The sequence below is a fragment of the Streptomyces sp. NPDC091272 genome (assembly GCF_044757485.1).
Classification (GTDB): Bacteria; Actinomycetota; Actinomycetes; order Streptomycetales; family Streptomycetaceae; genus Streptomyces.
Genome location: NZ_JBIVVC010000001.1, coordinates 828,291 through 849,087, shown reverse-complemented (window position 1 = coordinate 849,087; position 20,797 = coordinate 828,291). Strand labels below are relative to the sequence as shown.

Here is a 20,797-nt window from a genome sequence, read left to right as displayed (position 1 = left end):
CCGAGTGGCGTACGCCGTCCGGCGCCGCGCGACAGTGCACGGCGGGGTTCGCGTGCCCGGCCTCCTTCGACCCGCCCCCCGTCGCGCCGATGCGCTGTGGGAACAGGGGCAGTGCGCTGATCGTCAAGCGCTCGGCGGCCGGCGGTTCTAACGTGAAGGCCGACGCCCGGCGTGAAGCACACCGGGCGCGCCCGGCGCCGTACGGCCGGACGCACCCGCGGGCGGGCCCCGTGCCGCCGCCCCTCCCCACCCAGCATCAGGAGCCACACATGTCCTCAGCAGCCGAACCGGTCCGCCCCGTCCTGGAGCCCGCCGCGGCCGCCTTCGCCGAGGCGACCGCGACCGCCCCCTACCTGTTCGACCTGCCGCCCGCGGAAGGCCGCAAGGCCGTGGACGAGGTGCAGTCCGGCGACATCGCGAAGCCGGCGGTCGACGAGGAGTGGATCACCGTTCCGGGTGGTCCGACGGGCGAGGTCAGGGCGCGGATCGTACGACCGTCCGGTGCGACAGGACCGCTGCCGGTGGTCCTCTACATCCACGGCGCCGGCTGGGTGTTCGGCAACGCCCACACCCACGACCGGCTGGTGCGCGAACTCGCCGTCGGCGCGAACGCCGCCGTGGTCTTCCCCGAGTACGACCTCTCCCCCGAGGCCCGCTACCCCGTCGCCATCGAGCAGAACTACACGGTCGCGCGCTGGATCGTCCAGGAGGGCGCGACCAAGGACCTGGACGGCGCCCGGCTCGCCGTGGCGGGCGACTCGGTCGGCGGCAACATGGCCGCCGCCCTGACCCTGATGGCCAAGGAGCGCGGGGACGTCCCCCTCGTGCACCAGGTGCTCTTCTACCCGGTCACCGACGCCTCCTTCGACACCGGCTCCTACCACCAGTTCGCCACCGGGTACTTCCTGCGGCGCGACGGCATGCAGTGGTTCTGGGACCAGTACACGACCGACGAGGCCGAACGCGCCCAGATCACCGCCTCTCCGCTGCGCGCCACCACCGAGCAGCTCACCGGGCTGCCCCCGGCCCTGGTCGTCACCGGTGAGGCCGACGTCCTGCGCGACGAGGGCGAGGCGTACGCGAACAAACTGCGTGCGGCGGGCGTGGCGGTGACGGCCGTGCGTTTCCAGGGCGTCATCCACGACTTCGTGATGCTCAACGCACTGCGCGAGACGCACGCCGCCGAGGCCGCGATCACCCTGGCCACCGGCACGCTGCGCGGCGCCCTGCACGCGGGCTGACCGGTTACCTCTCCGCCTTCCCCGTCCTCACCTCCCGGAAGAGACAGCAGACATGACCCGCAACCCCACCGTCGTCCTCGTCCACGGCGCGTTCGCGAACTCCGCCTCCTGGAGCGGCGTCGTCGCCGAGCTCCAGGGTGACGGCATCCCCGTACTCGCACCGCCGAACCCCTTGCGCGGGCTCGCCTCCGACGCCGCGTACATCGCCTCGGTGGCCGCCCGGACCGAGGGCCCCGTCATCCTCGTCGGCCACTCGTACGGTGGCGCCGTCATCACCGTGGCCGGGACCGCCGCCAACGTCGTCGGGCTCGTCTACGTCGCCGCCTACGCCCCTGACGAGGGCGAGAGCCTGGGCGAACTCCAGGAGCGCTACCCGCTGTCGTCGCTGGTCAGCAACCTCGTGCAGCAGACGTACCCGGGCCCGGCCGGCGAGGACGCCGTCGAGGTCACCATCACGGCCGAGGCGTTCCCCGAGATCTTCGCCGCGGACCTCCCCGCCGACGTCACCACGGTGCTGGCCGTCTCCCAGGGCCCGCTGGCCGCGTCGTCCTTCACCGAGCCCGCATCCGCCGCCGCGTGGCGGACCAAGCCTTCCTGGGCGCTCGTCGCCGGGGCGGACCGGGCCATCAACCCCGAGGTGGAGCGGTTCGGCGCCGAACGGGCCGGGGCGACCGTCGTCGAGGTGGCGGGCGCCTCGCACGCCGTCGCGGTGTCGCAGCCCAAGGCCGTCGCCGATCTCATCCGTGCGGCGGTACGCGCCACGGGCTGATCGAGCGGACGCCGAGGAGCCGCCGGCCCGGTGCGCGGGGGTGTTGCCGGTACAGGATCGCGAGCAGCTCACCCGCACCTGGCCCAGCCGGTGGGGCGACCGGGACGACCGCAATGTTTCGACCCCGTCAAACCTTCTGGGAGCAGGGACTTACCGGGGTTAGCGTCAGGATCATGACAGAGACCACGACGACCGCCACCCGCCCCGCCCGCCCGGTCCGCCAACTCCTCGCCGCGTCCGTCGGCAACGCGGTTGAATGGTACGACTGGTACGCGTACACCTTCCTCGCCACGTACATCGCCGCGCAGATCTTTCCCAAGAGCTCCGGCAGTCCGCTCGTCCCACTGCTGTCCACCTTCGCGGTCTTCGCGGTCGGCTTCTTCATGCGGCCGGTCGGCGGGCTGCTGCTCGGGGCGGTCGCGGACCGGCGAGGGCGGCGGACCGCGCTGACCGTGACGATCCTGCTGATGGGCGGCAGCAGTCTGCTGGTCGGGCTGACCCCGACGTACGCGTCGGTGGGCGTCCTCGCCCCGATCGTGCTGGTCCTCGCGAGGCTGCTGCAAGGGCTCTCGGTCGGCGGCGAGTTCGCCGCGTCGACGACCTTCCTGGTCGAGTCGGCGGGGCCCGGCAGGCGCGGGCTCTTCTCCAGTTTCCAGTACGTGTCCACGACCGCCGGCCAGCTGGCGGCGTCGGGCATCGCGGCACTGCTGGTGTCGCGGCTGAGCGACGGGCAGATGGACGGGTGGGGCTGGCGCGTCCCCTTCGTGCTGGGCGCGCTGCTGAGTCTGGTCGGGTTCTGGATCCGGCGCGGCGCGCACGAGACGCACGCCCCCGCGGAGCGCACGGAGCGCCCCGGCCTCTTCGACGCGCTGCGCAAGTATCCGCGTCAGTCGCTGCTGATCTGCGGCATCACCGCGGGCGGCACCATCTCGTACTACACCTGGACGTCCTACCTGCCCACCTACGCGGAGCTCAACGGCGGTTTCGAGAAGTCGGACGCGCTGCTCGCGGGGACCATCTCGCTGGCCTTCTTCGCGGTGCTTCAGCCGCTCGGCGGGCTCCTCTCGGACCGGATCGGCCGCAGGCCGCTGCTGCTGTTCTTCGGGCTGGGGTTCGCGCTGCTGATCGTGCCGTTGCTGAAGATCGTGGGCGGCGGGGTCACCTTCGGCACGCTGGTGCTGGTCCAGTGCGCGGGGATGGTGCTGCTGACCGGTTTCACGTCGATCTCTGCGGCGGTCAACGCGGAGATCTTCCCGGCCAGGGTGCGGGCGTCCGGCATCGGCTTCCCGTACTCGCTGACCGTGGCGCTGTTCGGCGGCACGGCGCCGTACATGGGCACGCTCTTCAAGGAGATCGGCAACCCGGGACTCTTCGCCTGGTACGTGGCCGCGCTGTGCCTGGTGTCGTCGGCGGTGTTCTTCCGGCTGCCGGAGAACGCCCACAAGGAGCTGGAGAAGTAACTCGCGGCGCACCACCCATGGGTACGCGTGGAGAGTTGCCGGCGCTGAACAGGCGGGGGAACGCGCCGTGTTACTCGTCGCCCCGCAGGTATCCCAGTCCGCGCAGCGCCCGGTCGGCCGCTGCCACCAGGGCCGCCGCACCGCAGTTGCGGGCGTGGTCGCGACCTCTCTCCAGCTCCGCGCGGGAACCGGTGGCGATGCCCAACTCCACGCGTGCCGCCGCGTGTTCGTAGGCGGAGGGAGACTCCTTGAGGCAGTCCACCGCCCTGCGCAGCAGTTCCACGGCGCGCGGCCCTTCCGCGAGGGCCGCCTGGCAGCGCAGGGCCTCGCCGATCGCCGTGTACGTACCGAACCTCTCGGCCTTCTCGCGTGCGTAGGCGGCGAGCCTGGCCGCTCGCTCCGGCTCGTCGGGCGCTACCGCGCGAGCCAGGTCGAGCGCCCAGGGTGCGAGCACCGTGTTGTGCCTGCCGCGGGCCTTCAGCGCCTCGCCGGCCGCCTCCAGTTCGGCGACGGCTTCCTTCGTGCGCCCCTTGGCGAGGAGCAGCCTGCCCCGAACGGACCGGGCGTCGGGGATGACGATGGTGGTGGGGTAGTCCGGGCCGAACCGGAACTCCTCGGCGGCCTGCCACGCGTGTTCCACCAGGCCACGGGCGAGCAGTGTGTCGATGAGCATGCACACCGCGTCCCAGTGCATGGGCAGTCCGTGCCCGACGCGCTCGGCGAGCCGCACGCTCTCGCGCAGGTCCTCCTCGGCGCGCACCAGGTTGCCGCGCCTGCGCTGGAGATATCCGGTGAGGGCGTACGCGAAGGACAGGTGGCCACCGCTCCAGCCCGCCTCGGTGAACGCCCTGCGGGCCTCGGTGAACAGGCTGTCCGCCCGGTCGAGCCGGTCGGCGAACGCGTAGCTCAGACCGAGGAGGGCGGCCGGCTCGAAGCCCCAGGTGGTGTCGGTCCAGGTCAGCCCGGCGGGCAGGCTGCCGTTGACGAGGGCGCGGTCACCGATGGCGACGATGGACTCCGCGTCCTCGCCGATGGCCGTGGCGTCGAAGGCGCGGAGCATCAGCAGCGCCTGCTCGGTGGTGTTGCCGCCCGCCACCTTGGCGGCCGCCTCGGCGAGGCGGCGGGAGCGGCCGGGGCCGTCGTCCTCGACGGCCAGCACGCCCTCCCACAGGAAGTGCACGGTCTGCAGACGCATCCGGTCGGGCCCCGCGGGTGCGGCGGCCGCCGCGGCGGCGACCATCCGGCCGGCCTCCGAGGTCTGGTTGTTGTGGGTGAGCGCCTGCGAGAGCAGGAACACGGCGTGCGCCTGCTGGGCGACGTCGAGGCCCGGCTGGTCGAGGGCTGCCTTGAGGTGCTCGACGGTGGTGGCGGGGTCGCCGAGGTAGACGGCCTGGCCCAGTTCGTACCGCACCTGGGCCAGGACGGTGGGCAGCGGCGGTTCCTCCAGGGCCCGTTCCAGGCAGCGCCTCGCGGCGTCGGGCGCGCCGACCGCGACGTACTCCCGGGCGGCCGCCCGCATCTGCTCGACCAGCTTGGGGTTCTCCTCCCTCGGTACGTCGAGGAGGTGCCGGGAGGCGGCTGCCGCGCCGTGCCCGGCGCTGGCGAGGACCTCGGCCGCGACTCCGTGCATGGCCTTGCGGAGGTACTTCGGGATGGCGTCGTACACCGCGCCGGCGATCAGCGGGTGGGCGAACTCCAGGTGTTCGTCCGCACCGGTCAGGATGCGCTCCGTGCGCAGCCGGGCCGCCGAATCGGCGGCGTCCCCCGGGGAGATCGCCGCCAGTCTGGCCGCGAGGTGCAGCGGGACGTCGGTCTCCAGGATGGCCGCGGCGAAGGCGAAGTGGGCGGTGGTGGGGCCCATCGCCATCAGCCGCTCGACCAGGCCGGGGGCGCGGGCGGACATGATCAGGGCGCGCAGGGAGCCCGCCGTGTCCTCCACCGGGTCGAGCCCGGTGTCCTTGGCGCGGGCGAGCAGTTCCACCGTCTCGTAGAGGTTGCCGCCGGTGACCGCCCACACCTCGCGGCAGAACGGGTCGTCGGCGTGCTGCCCCAGTTCGGTGCGGGCGAACCGGGCGGTGGCGTCCGGGGACAGCGCCCGCAGGGTCACGGTGCTGCCGGTGGCCCTGGCCGTGGTGTCGAGGACGCGGAGCAGCTCGGCGGTCTCGCCCTCGGCCTCGTTGGTGCGGTAGGCGGCGACGAGCAGCACCGGCAGCCGGTTGCCGCGCTGGGCGTACTTCACCAGCCAGGTCAGCGTCTCCAGGTCGCTCCACTGGGCGTCGTCGACGACCAGCACGAGCGGGCGGTGCGCCTCGGCGAGCCTGCCGACCAGCTCGTCCAGTCCGTCCCTGACGCCCTGCGGGTCGGCCTTCACCTCGCTGTTGGGCGGGGCGATGCCGAGGGCGGGGCCCGCGCTGCCGTACCGGGCACCGAGCAGGGCGCGGGCGGCCGCGTCCCCGTTCAGGTCGAGGGCGGGTTGCAGCAGGTGCCGTACGACGTGGAAGGGGACGGACGTGACGGTCTCGCCGCCGCGCGCGGACCACACGGTGCAGCCCAGCTCGCGGGCCATTCGTTGGATCTCGCCGAGCAGTGCGGTCTTGCCGATGCCCGCGACTCCGCGGTAGAGCAGGACACCACCGAGCGGGCCGGCCGCACAGAGGTTGTCAAGGGCCGCCCTCGCGACGCCCAGTTCGTCCTCGCGCTCCAGCAACAGCGGTACGGGGGCCGGGTCTTCCGGCCGGGACACACCCATCCCATCCCCCTTGCGGTGTCGGAACTCCGAGCCTAGCCCCGCGAGCGGGCGGCTGGCCAGGTTCCCCGGGAATTCACCGGTACGGGCAGGGCGCGCAGCGCTCCGGAGGCCTCGCGCGCGTCAGCCCGAGGTCAGCAGCACACCCCCGTACGACACCCCGGCCACCACCACCCAGGCGCAGAGCCCGAGCCCCGCGACGCGTCCGCCGGTGCGGGCCAGCGAGGGGAGGTGCACCGCGCTGCCGAGCCCGAACAGGGCCGCGGCGAGCAGGAGTTCCTGCGCGTGCTGCGCCACGTCGAGTGCCACGCCCGGCAGTACGCCGGTGCTGCGCAGTGCGACCATGGCGAGGAAGCCGACGACGAACAGCGGCACGATCGGCGGACGCTTCTGTCCGGCCGCGGCCGGCGTCTGCCTGCGCCGTGCACGTACGGACAGGGCGACCGCGGCGACCAGCGGCGCGAGCAGGGCCACCCGCATCAGCTTGACCAGGACCGCCTCGCCGAGCGCGCCGGGCCCCGCGGTCTGCGCGGTGGCGACCACCTGCCCGACGTCGTGCACGCTCGCCCCGACCCAGCGCCCGAACTCCGGGTCGGTGAGCCCCAACGGGCCGTGCAGCAGCGGGAGTACGGCGATGGCGAGGGTTCCGCACAGGGTGACGAGGGCCACCGAGGTGGCGGTGTCGCGCTCGTCGCTCTCGGTGGCCTCGGCGACCGCGCCGATCGCGGAGGCCCCGCAGATCGAGTAGCCGGTGGCGATGAGGAGGGGCTGGTCCCCCGGGAGCCCCATCTTCCGGCCGAGCCACCATGTGCCGAAGAAGGTCGCGGTGACCACCGCGAGGACCATGACGACGGTCGCCCAGCCGATGCCGAGCACGTCGTCCAGGCCGAGCTTCAGGCCGAGCAGGACGATACCCACCCGCATCAGCCGCTTCCCGGCGAAGGTGAGGCCGGGCCGGGCCGCGCCCCTGACCAACGGGCGCGCGATGGGCAGATGGGCGACCACGATGCCGAGCACCACGGCCGCGGTCAGCATCGGCACGGCGGGCAGCAGCAGGTGCACGCACCACGCGAGCGCGACGCCGAGCGCGGCCAGCGCGAGACCCGGCAGGTTGCCGGGTGCGGCGGGGGCTGTGGCGGGCGGACGGGTGGGGCGTTGCAGGAGCGCCATCAGCGGTCGGCCGGGAGTGCGTAGACGCGGCGGACGCTGGAGCCGATGCGGGAGATGTCCGCCCCGTACACGTGCAGGGATATCGCCAGGTCGCCGCCGGCGTTCCGGACCCGGTGGATGTCGCCCGGCGGGGCGAAACCGCAGACCGCTCCCTGCGGATTGACGACGTCCTCGGTGGCGACCAGCCGGGCCCCGGCGCTCTCTCCCGCCGGGATCAGCCGGTAGCGGCGCTCGTGCTCCTCGCCGACGTGCACCCCGGTGGTGCACCAGGCGACGTGGTCGTGCACGGAGGTCCGCTGGCCAGGCAGCCAGACGAGGGCGACGATCGAGAAGCTGCCGTCGTGCTCGGCGTGCAGCAGGTGCTGGCGGTAGCGGGACGGGTCGCTCTCCCGCTGCTCCTCGGTGAGCAGGTCGGGCGCGCCGAGGTACGGGGCGAGGCGCTCGCCGACGAGGTAGGCGGTGAGGTCGGGCGGCAGTCCGCGGCCGACGGCCTCGCGCACCGAGGCGACGAGGGCGTCCAGAGGGGCGGTCGTGCGCGCGGCGGGGCGGGCGGTCGACGTCGTGGTCATAGGCGCAGCGTGGCGCCGGTCGATCCATTACGTCCAACACCGATTCCTACGCCGCTCCCCTACTTCTCCTTATGGGTACGGGGTGGGGGGGGTACGGGTGCGGAGCCGGGCTCAGCAGCCGATCTTGTTGGCGGCGACCGTCTTGAGCTCGTCGAGCACGAGGGCGGTGGCCGGTATCCGCAGGTGTTCGCGCAGGACGTACGCGGAGACCTGCCGTCTGGAGGCCGGGGCGAGGGCGCGCCCGGTGACCTTCTCGTGCCGGAGGAAGTTGAGGACGAGTCCCGGCATCATCGCGATGCCGAGTCCCTCGGCGACCAGGCTCTGCACCACCAGGTTGTCGTCGGTGGTGAAGGCGATGTCGGGGGCGAAGCCCTGTTCGGCGCACTCGTGCAGGAAGTTCACCCGGCAGCGCAGACAGCCCGCGATCCATCGCTCGTCGGCCAGGTCGGCGAGCCGCACGGCCCGTCGCCGGGCCAGTGGGTGCCCGGTCGGCAGCAGCACGAGCAGCTGGTCCTCCAGGAGCGGGACCTCCACCACCTCGTCGGGGACCTCCTCGTCGAGGCCGGGGTAGGTGAAGGCCAGCGTGATGTCGCACTCGCCGCGCACCAGGCGCTGGAGCGACTCCGGGGGCTCGTCCTCGCTCAGCTCGACCCGTACCCCGGGGTGCCCGGCGGCGAGGCGGGCCATGGCCTCGGGGATGAGGGTGGCGTTCGCGCTGGGGAACGCGCACACCCGTACCCGCCCCGAGTGCAGCCGGGTCAGCGCCGTCATCTGCTGCTGGGCGGCGGACATGGTGTCGAGGATCGCGGTGGCGTGCCGGGACAGCGTCTCCCCCGCCTCGGTGAGACGCAGGCCACGGCCGGCCCGGGTGAAGAGCGGAGTGCCGACGTCGCGTTCGAGGGCCCTCATCTGCTGGGTGATCGCCGGCTGGGTGTAGCCCAGGGCGCGGGCGGCGGCGGAGTAGGAACCGGTCCGCACCACTTCGTGGAAGGTCTTGATGTGCCTCGAATCGAACACCGGGCCAGCATAGCCGGGCGTCGCGACCGTGGATCATAAGCAGATTTTGGGCTTCGCGTCGAAACCAGGCGGAGCGCTCGGCGGCGCCGCGCCGGAATCCGGTGGCGCCCTCGGTGGCGCCGCGAGGGCTTCGCGACGGAACCCGGCGGAGCGCTCGGTGGTGCTACGCCGGAACCCTGGCGGCGCCGCGCCACAACCCCGGCGCCGTCGTCGGCCTCAGTGGTGGCGCGACTCCTCGCTGTGGTCGCTGTGCGCGCTCTGCAGCGCCCGGTACTCCTCCACCGTCGGTTTGGGCACGTACGTCCCGGGCCCGTACATGGCCTTCGCCAGCCGGGCGCGGAGCCGGTCGGAGCGTCGGACGGACCGCCGGACGCCGTTCGCGTCGACCTCGGGCCCCACCTCGTACGGCACGGGCTGTTCGTGTGCGGTCAGGGTGTGCAGCTCGCCTTGGCTGAGCGGGGTGTGCACCTCGACGAACTCACCGTGCGGCAGCCGCTTGATGGTGCCGCTCTCCCTGCCGTGCAACGCCTTCTCGCTGTCCCGTAGTTGCAGCCCCTGACAGATCCGCCGGGTGACGACGAAGGCCAGGACCGGCCCCACGAACGAGCCGATCCGCACGAACCAGGTGATGGCGTTGATGGACAGATGGAAGTGGGTGGCCCACAGGTCGTTGCCGCCGCCGATCAGCAGCACCCCGTACAGCGTGAGCCAGGCGACGCCGAGCCCGGTGCGGGTGGGGGCGTTGCGCGGGCGCTGCGCGATGTGGTGCTCGCGCTTGTCGCCGGTCACCCACGCCTCGATGAACGGGTACACGCCGATCGCCACCATGATCAGCGGGAAGAGCGTGAACGGGATGAAGACCCCGAGCTGGAGCGTGTGCCCCCAGGCGCTGATCTCCCAGCTGGGCATCACCCGGATCAGTCCCTCGGAGAAACCGAGGTACCAGTCGGGCTGCGCGCCGGTGGACACCAGGTCGGGCCGGTAGGGGCCGATCGCCCACACGGGGTTGATCGAGAAGGCCGCGGCCATGATCGCCAGGACGCCGAAGACGAGGAAGAAGAAGCCGCCCGCCTTGGCCACGTACACGGGCAGGAAGGGGGCGCCGACGACGTTCTTCTCCGTCCGGCCGGGACCCGCGAACTGGGTGTGCTTGTGGTAGAAGACCAGGATCAGGTGGGCGACGACGAGCCCCAGCATGATGCCGGGGAGCAGCAGGATGTGGATCGGGTAGAGCCGGGCGATGATGTCGTCCCCGGGGAACTCGCCGCCGAAGAGGAAGAAGGCGAGGTAGGTCCCCACCACCGGCACCGACAGGATCGCCCCGTGCGCGAAGCGCAGCCCGGTGCCGGAGAGCAGGTCGTCGGGCAGCGAGTAACCGGTCAGCCCGGTGATCAGGCCGAGGAAGAGCAGCGTCCAGCCGAACAGCCAGTTGATCTCGCGCGGCTTGCGGAACGCCCCGGTGAAGAAGACCCGCATCATGTGGACGAGCATCGCCGCCACGAAGACCAGTGCCGCCCAGTGGTGGATCTGCCGGATCAGCAGCCCGCCGCGCACCTCGAAGCTGATGTCGAGGGTGGACTCGAACGCCCGGGTCATCCGGATGCCGTGCAACGGGGTGTGCACCCCGTTGTAGACGACCTCCGCGCTGCTGGGCTCGAAGAAGAGGGTGAGGTAGATGCCGGTGAGAATGATGATCAGGAAGCTGTAGAGGCAGATCTCGCCGAACATGAAGGACCAGTGGTCCGGGAAGATCTTGCGGATGTTGGCCTTGGCCATCGGGTAGAGGCCCAGCCGCCCGTCCGCCCAGTCGGCGAGTTTCTCGCCCTTTCCCGGCGGCCCCGGCCTCGCGCCGTTGGCTGCGACAGGCCCCCTGCCAGTTCCCTCGCTCATACGTCCCCCTCATTCGGATCCTCAGAGTAGGCGCCACGCCATACAGATCCAACAAGGTTGACGAAGCGGGGAGTTGATATGTGACACGGCGGGCGGAACTCATGGCACGAGGGGCCCCGGTGCGTCCGGTGGACATGGCACAACCGTGACCTGGTTATCGTGTCCGGTCACATGGCGGTGGAGGTACGGAAGCGAGTGCGAGGGGGCGCCAGGTGACGGATCCGGAGCACGAGGACTGGATACGGGTACCGGTCGGGGACGGCGCGGCACGGTGGGCGACCAGGGGGCGGTGCCGACGGGTGCTGATCGTGGTGCACAACGTGACGTCGGCGACCCGCCTGCTGGACGTGCTGCCGCTCTTCGACGACGACGAGGGTGTCCAGCTGCTGGTGACCTGCCCGGGGTCGTCGGCCTTCCGGGGCGGACTGGAGGAGCTGTTCGCGGCGATCGGGCTGCCGGTCCTGCCGTGGGAGCAGGCGCTCGCGACGCCGGTGGACCTGGCGATATCGGCCAGCTTCGGCGGTGAACTTCACCTGATAAAAGGCAACTTGGCCATCCTGTCGCACGGTGTTGGTTACACTAAGAGGCTGGCCACACCGGACACCGGACACCGGACACCGGACACCGGACGCCGGACACCGGACACCGGACGCCGGACACCGGACACCGGACACCGGACACCGGTCGCCTTTCGGCCGGGGCCGGCGCGGCCGGCGGCACGTCCGCGCCACTCCCGTCGACCCAGCTGTCCCCGTCGCCCGCGCGGCCCCCGTCACCCCCCTCGCCCACCTTCGGGCTCTCGCCCGAGTGGCTGCTGCACGACGGCGTACCCGTCGCGGATGTTCTGGTCCTTTCCCATCCCGAGCAGCAGGACCGCCTGAAGGACGTCTGCCCCGAGGCTGCCCACACCGGCGTGCTCGGCGGTGACCCCTGTTTCGACCGGATGCTGGCGGCCCTCCCGTACCGGGAGCGGTTCCGCCGCGCCCTCGACGTACGCCCCGGACAGCGGCTGGTCGTCCTCAACTCCACCTGGAACCCCGAATCGCTCTTCGGTGACGGTGACGAGAACCTGCTGCCCGGCCTGCTCCCCCGCCTGACCTCGGAGCTCCCCGCCGACGAGTACCGGATCGCCGCAGTTCTGCACCCCAACACCTGGTTCGGCCACGGCCCCGGTCAGGTCCGCGCCTGGCTGGACCGGGCGCGACGCGCCGGGCTGGCCCTGGTGGACCCGTTGCACCACTGGCGTCAGGCGATCCTCGCCGCCGACGCGGTCATCGGCGATCACGGGGCGGTCTCCTACTACGCCGCCGCCCTGGGCACGCCCGTCCTGCTCGGCGCCGCCCCGCTCGCCAGGCTCGACCCGGACTCCCCGGTGGCTGCCTTCGTCGCGGGCGCGCCGCGACTGGAGACGTACGCCCCACTCGCCCCGCAACTCGACCAACTCATCGCCGGACACGAACCGTTGGGAGATCCCGCGAAGTTCGTCACGTCCGTGCCCGGTGAGGCGGCGACGCTCTTGCGCCGCCTCTTCTACGCGCTGCTGGAGCGGCCCGAGCCGGTCGGCCCCGCCTTCCCCGTACCGCTGCCCCTCCCGCCGTACGAGCCCGCGCACCGCACAGCGCCCGTGCGCGTGGTGACCCGGAGGACCGGTGGGCCGGGTGAGGTGTCGCTGACCCGACACGCCGACCCCCGTGGTGAGCCCCTGGCCGGCGGGGAGGTGCACACGGCGGTGCACGAGGACGTCCGTGGCCCGGAACGGCTCGCCCTGGCCGACGTGATCCACCGCGCGGGCTCGCCGGACGACCGCAGGTTCGGCGGCCCGGCCCGCTGGACGGCCGAGATCCTGGGCCGCTTCCCGCAGTGCGGGCTCGCCGCCTACGTCACCGGCCCCGACGGGTGCACGGCCCGCACCAGGGACGGCGCACTGTGGACCCTCAACGGCGAAGGCGGCGAAGGCGACAGAGACGACGAGGGCGCCGACCCGGCCGTGTACGCCTCCGCCCTGTACGCCTGCCTGGACTCCTGGCCGGCGGCGGAACTCATCGCCAACGGCCTTGCGGTACGCACCGGTTCAACCGTGCACCGGGTACGGGTCAGACAGTTGGCGGTGGACTGACGCACAGCTCGCGCAGGGTGCGCAGATAGCCGAGGTGCTGGTCGGCGCGCTCGTCGGCCAGGACGGTGAGGGCCTCGTCGATCAAGGGCAGTGCCGCGGCCCGGTCCGCCTCGTCCGGGACCCTCGTCCCGTCGACGTACGTGCGGGCGAGGTCGGTGAGCGTGCGGGCCGTGTTGTACGCGTCCGTGCTGGTACGGAAGTACCGCAGCGCCGCGCCGAGCCGCTCACGGCCCTCGTCGAGGCGGCCGAGGCCGGTGAGCGCGCGTCCCCGGTGGCGTTCGAGCAGGGCGCGGGCCCTGGGCAGGTCGGCGGCTCCCTCGTCGTCCGGGCCGATGCCTGCGTAGAGGGCGCCCACCTCCTCCAGGAGTGCGTACGCCTCGGGTCTGCGCCACTGTGCGAGGCGCAGCAGAGCGAGTCCCTCGACGGCGGAGGCGTGGCCGCGGACGTGCCCGGCCGCGCGCTCGTCACGGGCGGCGGCACTCAGTTCGCTCTCCGCCTCCTCGTACCTTTCGAGCGCGGTCAGGGCGAAGCCGAGGTGGGCGTGCGTCATCGCGGCGGTGCGGGTGTTGGGGAAGTGCGCGTCGGCGGCGTGCACGCCGGTGTGGAGCGCGGGCAGCAGGATCTCCAGATGGCCGGCCTTGAGCTGCACCGGCCACAGGGCGCGCACCAGGCGGCACACCGTCTCGGGCATCCCGAACTCGTCCGCCGCGGCCACCGCCTCCACCAGGTTCGCGGCCTCCACGACGAGCGCGGAGAGGGCTTCACCCTGGCTCGCGTAGGTCAACTCCATGTCGCTGTCGGCCGGTCGGGGCGAGCGCCAGCTCTGGGGCAGCGCGGCGCGGGCGGTCGGCTCGGCGAAGTGCAGATACCCGTGCAGGACCCGGGTGACGGTCGCTCCGCAGGCCGCCGCGCCGTCCTCGCGGAACGCGGCTTCCCTGGCGTGTTCGTGGACGGCGGGCCGTTGCCGGTAGCGGTCTTCGGCCATGGGGTCCAGGAGGCGGCGCTCCGCGAGTTCGGCCAGGGCGCGGCCAGCCTCGTCGACGGTGAGGTTCGCGGACCGGGCGGCGAGCCCCGGGGTGATCACCGGCCACGGCCGCAGCGCGATCGTCCGGTGCACCCGGGCGGTCACCGGGTCCAGGCAGGAGTAGGAGTCCGCCACGGCGGCACGGACGGCGTCGGGCTCGCGCATGGCTGGTAAGCGGGTCCTCTCCCTGCGGGGCGGTGGTACGAAGGCCAGTCTGGGCGCGGCGGACACCACCGCGTAGGGCGAGCCCGCACAGTCGGCGAGCACCGAGGGCAGCAGGTGCCGTGCCGCCTCGACGGCGGGCCGGCCCGCCGTCGCCACCAGCAGACGGTGGGCGTACTTGTCGGCGAGCGGGCCGACGGGCACCCGCAGGGCCGGGAGGCCGAGGAGCGGGTCACGGGCGGCCACCACCGTCACCACACCGGGCGCCGCGGTGAGCAGCGGCCGCACCTGGGCGGCGGAGCTCGCGTGGTCCAGGACGACGAGCAGTCGCAGACCGGCGACGCAGCGGCGGAAGTGTTCCGCCCGGTACTCCAGGGACGGGGGGATCTCCGCCTCGGGCAGGCCGAGCTGGCGGAACACCTCGTTCAGTGCGGTGCCCGCGTCCATCGCGCCGCCGGGGGCGCCGCGCAGATCGACGTACACCTGCCCGTCGGGGAAGCGGCCGGCTGCCTCCCGGCTGCCCCAGTACAGGGCGACCTCCGTGGTGCCGATGCCTTCGGGGCCGTGCAGCAGGGCCACCCGTGGCCGGCCGTCCTGTTTGCGGGAGGCCTCCGAGTCGAGCTGTTTCAGCACCCGTTGACGGTTCTCGAAGTCCCGTGAAGGGGTGGGCAGCCGCGGTGCGAACCGGGCGCCGCCCGAGGCGAGCCGCACCGTGCGCGCGAAGACGTCCCAGTCCCCGGCGAGGCGGGGGTCACGCACCATCGCCTCGTGCAACTGACCCGACAGCTCGTCGAGTTGACGCTGTCCCGTGGGCGCCTGGACCTCCCGGCCGAGCATCCGCTGCACCAGTGCGCCGGTCGACTGCCAGACCCACTTTCCCGCCTCGGACGCGGTACCGGACGCGACGGCGCCCAGCACCGTCGAGATCGCCCCCACCGAGATGAGATCAAGCATCAGCCGCTCCCCCGCAGTCGTCGTCCTCGGCCCTCGTCCCGCGGATCAACCGTATCGACAGGAGCAGCCCCGACAACACCGCCTCGGCGAAAGGGCGTTCATATCCGCGCCCCAGGCGGCCGTATGGTGGCAAGGACGGTACAAAACCCATGGTCAGGAGGACGACACGTGTCGGAGAGCGGCGACGTCAAGGCAGCGGTACGCGCCAGGGTGGCGGAAGTGCGCGAGGAGCTCCTCACCCTCAGCCGCCGCATCCACGCCCATCCGGAGACCGCTTTCCAGGAGCACCGCGCCGCCGGCTGGTGCGCGGAGGTGCTGCGCGGGCACGGCTTCACGGTGACGGCTCCCGCGTACGGACTGGCCACCGCCTTCGAGGCGCGGACCGGGGCGGGCCCCGTGACGGTCGCCCTGGCCTGTGAGTACGACTCGCTGCCCGGGATGGGGCACGCCTGCGGGCACAACCTGATCGCGGCGGCCGGGATCGGCGCCGCCCTGGCGCTCGCCCCGCATGTCGACGAACTCGGTCTGACCCTGCGGGTGTTGGGCACCCCCGCCGAGGAGAGCGGAGCGGGGAAGGCGTTGCTGCTCGACGCGGGGGCCTTCGCCGGCGTGGACGCGGCGATGATGATCCACCCGTGCCCCTTCGAGGTGGCGGACTTCCGCTCGTTCGCGATGGGCTCGCTCGACGTCACGTACACGGGGAGGTCCGCGCACGCGGCGATGAACCCGCAGGACGGGCGGAACGCCGCGGACGCCCTCACCGTGGCGCAGGTGGCGCTCGGTCTGCTGCGCCAGCAGCTGCCCAGCGAGTGGAAGGTGCACGGGATCGCCACCGAGGCGGGCACCGCGCTCAACGCGATTCCGGAACGGGCCCGCGCCTCCTACGCCCTGCGCACCCCCTCGGTGGAGGAGTTGCGGGAGCTGCGCGGCCGGGTGGAGGACTGTTTCCGGGCGGGGGCGCTGGCCACCGGGTGCGGGATCGACCTCGTACAGCCTTCGCCGGACTATCTGGACTTCCGCTCGGACCCGGGGCTGGTGGCGCTGTGGACGGCGAACGCGCGGGAGTTGGGGCGGCCCGAGCCCGAGGTGCGCGGCCCCTTCGCGTCGACCGACATGGGCAACGTGTCGCACGCGGTGCCCTCGATCCATCCGGTGCTCGACATCGGCAGCGGCCCGAGCGGTCCGCACCAGCCGGAGTTCGCGACGGCGGCCGCCACCCCGGCCGCCGAACGGGCCATGCTCGACGGCGCGGTGGGGCTGGCGTGGACGGCCGCGGACTTCGCGCTCGGCCGACGGGCATGAAACTGAAATCCGGCCGACGGGCACAGCCTCACGCTCAGCCGACAGGCGCCAGGCTCGCGCTCAGCCGACGGGCCTGTCCCTCGCGCTCAGCCGACAGGCGCCAGGCTCGCGTTCCTCGCCGTCGGCACGACGATGGGTGAGCCGTCGCCCGGCGCCTGGAGGATGTCGGCCTCGATGCCGTACAGCTCCTTGACCAGGGCGGCGGTGACCACCTCACGGGCGGGCCCCTGCGCCACGACGCGGCCCTCGTTCATGGCCACGACGGTGTCGGCGTAGCGGGCTGCGCTGGCCAGGTCGTGCAGGACCATGACGACGGTGCGGCCGGCCGCCGCGACCTCGCGCACCAGGGAGAGCACTTCGACGGCGTGGCCGAGGTCGAGTGCGCTGGTCGGCTCGTCGAGCAGCACGATCGGGGTCTCCTGCGCGAGGACCATCGCCAGCCAGCAGCGCTGCCGCTGTCCGCCGGAGAGCTGGTCGAGGCGCCGCTCGGCGAGCGCGGTGGTGCCGGTGGCCTCCAGCGCGGCCCGTACCGCCGTCTCGTCCTCGCGGGACCACTGGCGGAACAGCCCCTGGTGCGGATGGCGCCCGTACCGTACGAGACCTGCGACGGTGACCGCCTCGGGGGCCTGCGGGGACTGTGCGAGCAATGCGATGCGGTGGGCCGCCTTGCGCTGGGTGAGCTGCCAGACGTCGGCGTCCCCGGCCCGTACGCTGCCGGACTCCGGCTTGTGGAGGCGGGCGACCGCGCGCAACAGGGTCGACTTCCCGCAGCCGTTGGGGCCGACGATCGCGACGACCCGGCCGCTGGGCACGGTGAGGTCGACGGCGTCGACGACGGGATGGCCGGGGTAACCGGCGGTGAGCGCCTCTACGGTCAGTTCCACGGGGTCAGGCCTTTCCGGTCTTCGGTGCGGCGGAGGGCGCGCCGGGGGACGTCTGGGACTTCTTGCCGAACAGGACCCACAGCAGGAAGGGGCCGCCGAGCACACTCGTGACGACTCCGACGGGGATCTCCACCGGGGCGATGACCCGGCCGAGCGCGTCCGCGCCACCGACCAGGGCCGCGCCGACGAGTGCGGAGCCGATGACCGGTACCCGGGTGGGGCCGCCGAGCCGGGAGGCGAGGACGGGTGCGGCGAGCGCGACGAAGGCGATCGGGCCGCCGATCCCGACGGCGATGCCGGACAGCGCGACCGCGAGGGCGAGCGTCAGTGCCCGTACCCGGGCGACGTTGACGCCGAGGGTGGCGGCCGTGTCGTCGTCGAAGCGCAGGAACTGCAGGCGGCTGCCTGCGACGAGCGCGAGGGGGACGAGGATCAGCAGGAGGTACGCGAGGGGGGTGCCGACGCCCCAGTCCCGGCCGTTGAGCGAGCCGACGGTCCACAGGAAGACGCCGCCCGCGGTGTTGTCGTTCTCCCGGGACATGACGAGGTCGGTGACGGCGCCGATGACGGTGGAGACGCCGATGCCGACGACGAGGATGCGGTATCCGCTGCGGCCCGCACCGCCCGCGCAGGCGACGACGACCATCGCGGCGGCGGCCGCACCGAGCGGGCCGAGCCACCAGTCACCGATCATGCCGGTCGAGGAGCCGACCACGGAGGCGACGACGGCAGCGGTGGCGCCGTCGTTGACGCCGATGATGTCAGGGGTGGCGAGCCGGTTGCCCGCCAGGGTCTGGGTGAGGCACCCGGCGACGCCGAGGGCCGCGCCGACCATGAGACCGACCGCGATGCGCGGCAGCCGGAACTCCTGTACGAGCATCACGGTGGCGTGGTCACCGGTGCCGAGGAGTCCGGAGACGCTCTCGGAGAAGCTCATGCTGGTGGAGCTGGCGAAGGCCGCGAGGGAGACGATCACCCCGATCAGCACGGCGAGGCCGACCGCGACGAGGGCGCTGCGGTGCGGGAACAGCCAGGAGAAGGTACGGATGCGGACGGGGACGGAGTCGGGCGGGGTGAGTGCCTCGCCGCCGCCGCGCACGGTCCTGCCGTCGGCCGGTCTGCGGCGACGGTCTTCGACGGGGGGACGGACGCCGTCTTCCGAGGTCGCTCCCTCCGCGGCGTCCTGGCTCAGCTCCTGGCTCATGCGTTCCCCCCTGCCGTCGACATGCGCTGCGAGCGCGCGATCCAGATCAGCAACGGGCCGCCGATGAAGGCGAGGAGCACGCTCACCGGTGTCTCCCACGGCCGGATGACGACCCGGGCGAGGAGGTCGGCGGCGATCATCACGCACGCCCCGACCAGCCCGGACAGCACCAACTGACCGGCCATCCGCGGGCCGGTGACCATGCGTGCGGCGTACGGCGCGAGCAACCCGAGGAAGGCGATAGGTCCGGCCAGCGCGACCGCGGCCCCCGCCAGCAGCGTGACCGCCACCGCCACGACCAGGCGGATCCGCCCCGGGTGGTGGCCGAGCGAGCGCGCGCTGTCGTCCCCGAGGGCCAGCGCCGCCAGGGGCCGGACACAGCAGAAGGCGATCAGCAGGCCGACCGCGATCAGTGGGATCAGCGGGTAGGTGTCCTTGGTGTCGATGCCGGCGAGGGAGCCGATCGTCCAGTAGCGGTAGGTGTCGAAGGTCGACTGCGTACCGAGCAGGACGTACGAGGTGGCGCCGTGGAAGGTCGCACCGAGCGCCGACCCCGCGAGCACCAGACGCAGCGGTGACCCGGCGGCCCGCCCCGAGGCGGCGAGCAGCAGCACCACGGCGCTCGCGGCCATGCCGCCCGCCAGTGCCCAGACGAGGATTCCGTACGCCGAGGTGACGCCGAAGTACGTGAGTCCGATCACCACGCCCAGCGCCGCACCGGAGTTGACGCCCAGCAGTCCGGTCTCGGCGAGCGGGTTGCGGGTCACGGCCTGGAGCAGACAGCCGGCCGCACCGAGCGCGATGCCGACCAGCAGCCCGGCGAGGGTGCGCGGCAGCCGTACGTCCATGACGGCGAGCCGTATCTGGGCGTCGGCGCGGGCGGCGGGGTCCCCGGTGAGGAAGCCCCAGGCGCGGCCGATCGGGTTGGACCCGGAGCCGATCAGCAGCGACAGCACGACCAGCGCCAGCAGGAGCAGGACCAGGGCGGCGGCCGCCCGGAGGGTGGGGCGATGGAGTCTCGCCGAGCCCGGTATCGGGGGTTCGGTTCCGGTCTCCCGGACCCGCCCCTCTTGCGCAACCAACATGAAGTTAGCCTAACCTAACCAAGACGTGGAACCCTTGGCCGGGGCGCCGCGAACTCCCTGTTCCGACAGGGGGGTTTCGCTATGCCCTGACTACAGGTGTGTCACCCCGTATGTCCGGATCCCGTCCGGACAACAACTTCGCCTTCACCAGCATGGAGATCACGGACATGTCCTCGAACCTCATCCCGCGCGCCCGGCTGACCGCGGTGGCGGCCCTCACCCTGGCCTCCGCTCTCACCCTTTCCGCCTGCGGTTCGGACGACTCCGGCTCCGGCTCGGGCTCCGCCGGCCAGGCGAAGAACGCCAAGGACACCGCCGCCGTCACGGACGCCACGGGCGCCGAGGTGAAGGTGCCCACCGCGCCGAAGAACGTCGTCGTGCTCAGCGAGATGGACCTGGACTCCGCCATCGCGCTCGGTGTGAAGCCGGTCGGCCTGTCCGCGGGCCGCGGCCAAAAGGGCGCCCCCGGTTACCTCACCGAGCAGGCGAAGGGCATCCCGGTCGTCGGCGCGGTCACGGGGCCCGACATCGAGAAGGTCGTCGCGGCCAAGCCGGACGTCATCCTGGCCGGGCAGCTCGCCGACAAGCAGGTCCTCAAGCAGCTCCAGGCGATAGCCCCGACCGTCGTCACCATCGACAAGAAGAAGGACTGGAAGAAGTCCCTCGAACTGACCGGCAAGGTGCTCGGCAAGTCCAACGAGGCGTCCACCTTCCTCAAGGGGTACGAAGCCAAGCTCGCCGAGGTGAAGACGGCTCTCGGCAAGAACGCCGGCAGCAACGTCTCGGTGGCCCGTTACTCGGCCAAGGGCACCGCGGTCATGCAGCAGGGCGTCTTCATCTCCGACGTGCTGGCGGACCTGGGCCTCAAGCGTCCGGGCATCCAGAACGAGAAGGGGCAGGGCCACTCGACGCCGCTCAGCGACGAGGACCTCAAGCAGATCGACGCGGACTGGCTGTTCATCGGCACGCTCACGTCGGGCGGCAAGGACGCCGACCTCTTCAAGCAGCTGAAGGAGAAGGCCGCTTACAAGGAGCTGGACGCGGTCAAGAAGAACCGCACCACCGAGATCGACGGCTCCAAGTGGACGAGCCTCGGCGGCGCCCAGGCGGCGGTGTCCGTTCTCGACGACATCAAGAAGGCCATGTCCGCCAAGTAGCGGACACCGTCGCGGGCATCCGCCCCGCCGCAGCCGGGCAGCACGAG

At 72.5% G+C, this 20,797-nt stretch carries 15 protein-coding genes; 6 read left to right on the top strand and 9 right to left on the bottom strand.

Features of this window, described 5'->3' with window-relative positions; translation table 11 throughout:
• Positions 1–269: 269 nt before the first annotated feature.
• From ACIQM4_RS03480 to ACIQM4_RS03470, 3 genes are all read left to right on the top strand, one after another.
• The gene (locus ACIQM4_RS03480; protein WP_401585334.1) at positions 270–1,241 is read left to right on the top strand and encodes an alpha/beta hydrolase; all 972 of its coding nucleotides are present in this window, start codon (positions 270–272) and stop codon (positions 1,239–1,241) included.
• A 52-nt stretch (positions 1,242–1,293) separates the two neighbouring features.
• A complete protein-coding gene (locus ACIQM4_RS03475) occupies positions 1,294–2,010 on the top strand; it encodes an alpha/beta fold hydrolase (protein ID WP_401585331.1) in 717 nt (238 codons plus the stop codon).
• 173 nt (positions 2,011–2,183) lie between these two features.
• Entirely contained in the window at positions 2,184–3,470 is a 1,287-nt protein-coding gene (locus ACIQM4_RS03470) for an MFS transporter (protein ID WP_401585329.1), read from the top strand.
• 70 nt (positions 3,471–3,540) lie between these two features.
• Here ACIQM4_RS03470 and ACIQM4_RS03465 read toward each other — a convergent pair whose 3' ends face one another.
• From ACIQM4_RS03465 to ACIQM4_RS03445, 5 genes are all read right to left on the bottom strand, one after another.
• On the bottom strand, positions 3,541–6,219 hold the full coding sequence (locus tag ACIQM4_RS03465) for an ATP-binding protein (RefSeq protein WP_401585326.1): 2,679 nt from the start codon (positions 6,217–6,219) through the stop codon (positions 3,541–3,543).
• A gap of 120 nt (positions 6,220–6,339) precedes the next feature.
• Entirely contained in the window at positions 6,340–7,386 is a 1,047-nt protein-coding gene (locus ACIQM4_RS03460; RefSeq protein ID WP_401585323.1) for a YeiH family protein, read from the bottom strand.
• Positions 7,386–7,955 (bottom strand): cysteine dioxygenase, encoded by a 570-nt coding sequence (locus ACIQM4_RS03455; RefSeq protein WP_401585320.1) that lies wholly within the window; start codon positions 7,953–7,955, stop codon positions 7,386–7,388. Before ACIQM4_RS03455 ends, ACIQM4_RS03460 begins: the two co-directional genes overlap by 1 nt.
• 111 nt (positions 7,956–8,066) lie before the next feature.
• The gene (locus ACIQM4_RS03450; protein WP_401585318.1) at positions 8,067–8,972 is read right to left on the bottom strand and encodes a LysR substrate-binding domain-containing protein; all 906 of its coding nucleotides are present in this window, start codon (positions 8,970–8,972) and stop codon (positions 8,067–8,069) included.
• Positions 8,973–9,188: 216 nt separating this feature from the next.
• On the bottom strand, positions 9,189–10,862 hold the full coding sequence (locus tag ACIQM4_RS03445; RefSeq protein WP_401585315.1) for a cytochrome bc complex cytochrome b subunit: 1,674 nt from the start codon (positions 10,860–10,862) through the stop codon (positions 9,189–9,191).
• Between the two features lie 913 nt (positions 10,863–11,775).
• Here ACIQM4_RS03445 and ACIQM4_RS03440 point away from each other — a divergent pair.
• On the top strand, positions 11,776–12,978 hold the full coding sequence (locus ACIQM4_RS03440) for a hypothetical protein (RefSeq protein WP_401585312.1): 1,203 nt from the start codon (positions 11,776–11,778) through the stop codon (positions 12,976–12,978).
• Here the strand turns inward: ACIQM4_RS03440 and ACIQM4_RS03435 are convergent.
• Complete coding sequence (locus ACIQM4_RS03435; protein WP_401585309.1) at positions 12,956–15,118, bottom strand: tetratricopeptide repeat protein; 2,163 nt, start codon at positions 15,116–15,118, stop codon at positions 12,956–12,958. The two genes, ACIQM4_RS03440 and ACIQM4_RS03435, sit on opposite strands and share 23 nt — an antisense overlap.
• 168 nt (positions 15,119–15,286) lie before the next feature.
• Between ACIQM4_RS03435 and ACIQM4_RS03430 the strand changes: the two genes are divergently transcribed.
• On the top strand, positions 15,287–16,420 hold the full coding sequence (locus ACIQM4_RS03430; RefSeq protein WP_401585307.1) for a M20 family metallopeptidase: 1,134 nt from the start codon (positions 15,287–15,289) through the stop codon (positions 16,418–16,420).
• An 86-nt stretch (positions 16,421–16,506) separates the two neighbouring features.
• Here the strand turns inward: ACIQM4_RS03430 and ACIQM4_RS03425 are convergent, their stop codons facing one another.
• From ACIQM4_RS03425 to ACIQM4_RS03415, 3 genes are read right to left on the bottom strand one after another with little or no spacing between them, the layout of a single operon-like run.
• Positions 16,507–17,304, bottom strand: a complete 798-nt coding sequence (locus ACIQM4_RS03425; protein ID WP_401585305.1) for an ABC transporter ATP-binding protein — start codon at positions 17,302–17,304, stop codon at positions 16,507–16,509.
• 4 nt (positions 17,305–17,308) lie between these two features.
• Positions 17,309–18,508 (bottom strand): FecCD family ABC transporter permease, encoded by a 1,200-nt coding sequence (locus ACIQM4_RS03420; RefSeq protein ID WP_401585302.1) that lies wholly within the window; start codon positions 18,506–18,508, stop codon positions 17,309–17,311.
• Positions 18,505–19,593, bottom strand: coding sequence for a FecCD family ABC transporter permease (locus tag ACIQM4_RS03415; protein WP_401585299.1), 1,089 nt, complete (start codon positions 19,591–19,593; stop codon positions 18,505–18,507). The genes ACIQM4_RS03420 and ACIQM4_RS03415 overlap by 4 nt, the downstream gene beginning before the upstream one ends.
• Positions 19,594–19,745: 152 nt before the next feature.
• Between ACIQM4_RS03415 and ACIQM4_RS03410 the strand changes: the two genes are divergently transcribed.
• Positions 19,746–20,750, top strand: coding sequence for an ABC transporter substrate-binding protein (locus ACIQM4_RS03410; protein WP_401586097.1), 1,005 nt, complete (start codon positions 19,746–19,748; stop codon positions 20,748–20,750).
• Positions 20,751–20,797 lie beyond the last annotated feature (47 nt).

Bases quoted from the DNA above. Each gene is read 5' to 3' on its own strand.
- ACIQM4_RS03480 (WP_401585334.1), top strand. From the start codon at position 270: ATGTCCTCAGCAGCCGAACCGGTCCGCCCCGTCCTGGAGCCCGCCGCG.
- ACIQM4_RS03475 (WP_401585331.1), top strand. From the start codon at position 1,294: ATGACCCGCAACCCCACCGTCGTCCTCGTCCACGGCGCGTTCGCGAAC.
- ACIQM4_RS03470 (WP_401585329.1), top strand. From the start codon at position 2,184: ATGACAGAGACCACGACGACCGCCACCCGCCCCGCCCGCCCGGTCCGC.
- ACIQM4_RS03465 (WP_401585326.1), bottom strand. From the start codon at position 6,219: ATGGGTGTGTCCCGGCCGGAAGACCCGGCCCCCGTACCGCTGTTGCTG.
- ACIQM4_RS03460 (WP_401585323.1), bottom strand. From the start codon at position 7,386: ATGGCGCTCCTGCAACGCCCCACCCGTCCGCCCGCCACAGCCCCCGCC.
- ACIQM4_RS03455 (WP_401585320.1), bottom strand. From the start codon at position 7,955: ATGACCACGACGTCGACCGCCCGCCCCGCCGCGCGCACGACCGCCCCT.
- ACIQM4_RS03445 (WP_401585315.1), bottom strand. From the start codon at position 10,862: ATGAGCGAGGGAACTGGCAGGGGGCCTGTCGCAGCCAACGGCGCGAGG.
- ACIQM4_RS03435 (WP_401585309.1), bottom strand. From the start codon at position 15,118: ATGCTTGATCTCATCTCGGTGGGGGCGATCTCGACGGTGCTGGGCGCC.
- ACIQM4_RS03420 (WP_401585302.1), bottom strand. From the start codon at position 18,508: ATGAGCCAGGAGCTGAGCCAGGACGCCGCGGAGGGAGCGACCTCGGAA.
- ACIQM4_RS03415 (WP_401585299.1), bottom strand. From the start codon at position 19,593: ATGTTGGTTGCGCAAGAGGGGCGGGTCCGGGAGACCGGAACCGAACCC.
- ACIQM4_RS03410 (WP_401586097.1), top strand. From the start codon at position 19,746: ATGGAGATCACGGACATGTCCTCGAACCTCATCCCGCGCGCCCGGCTG.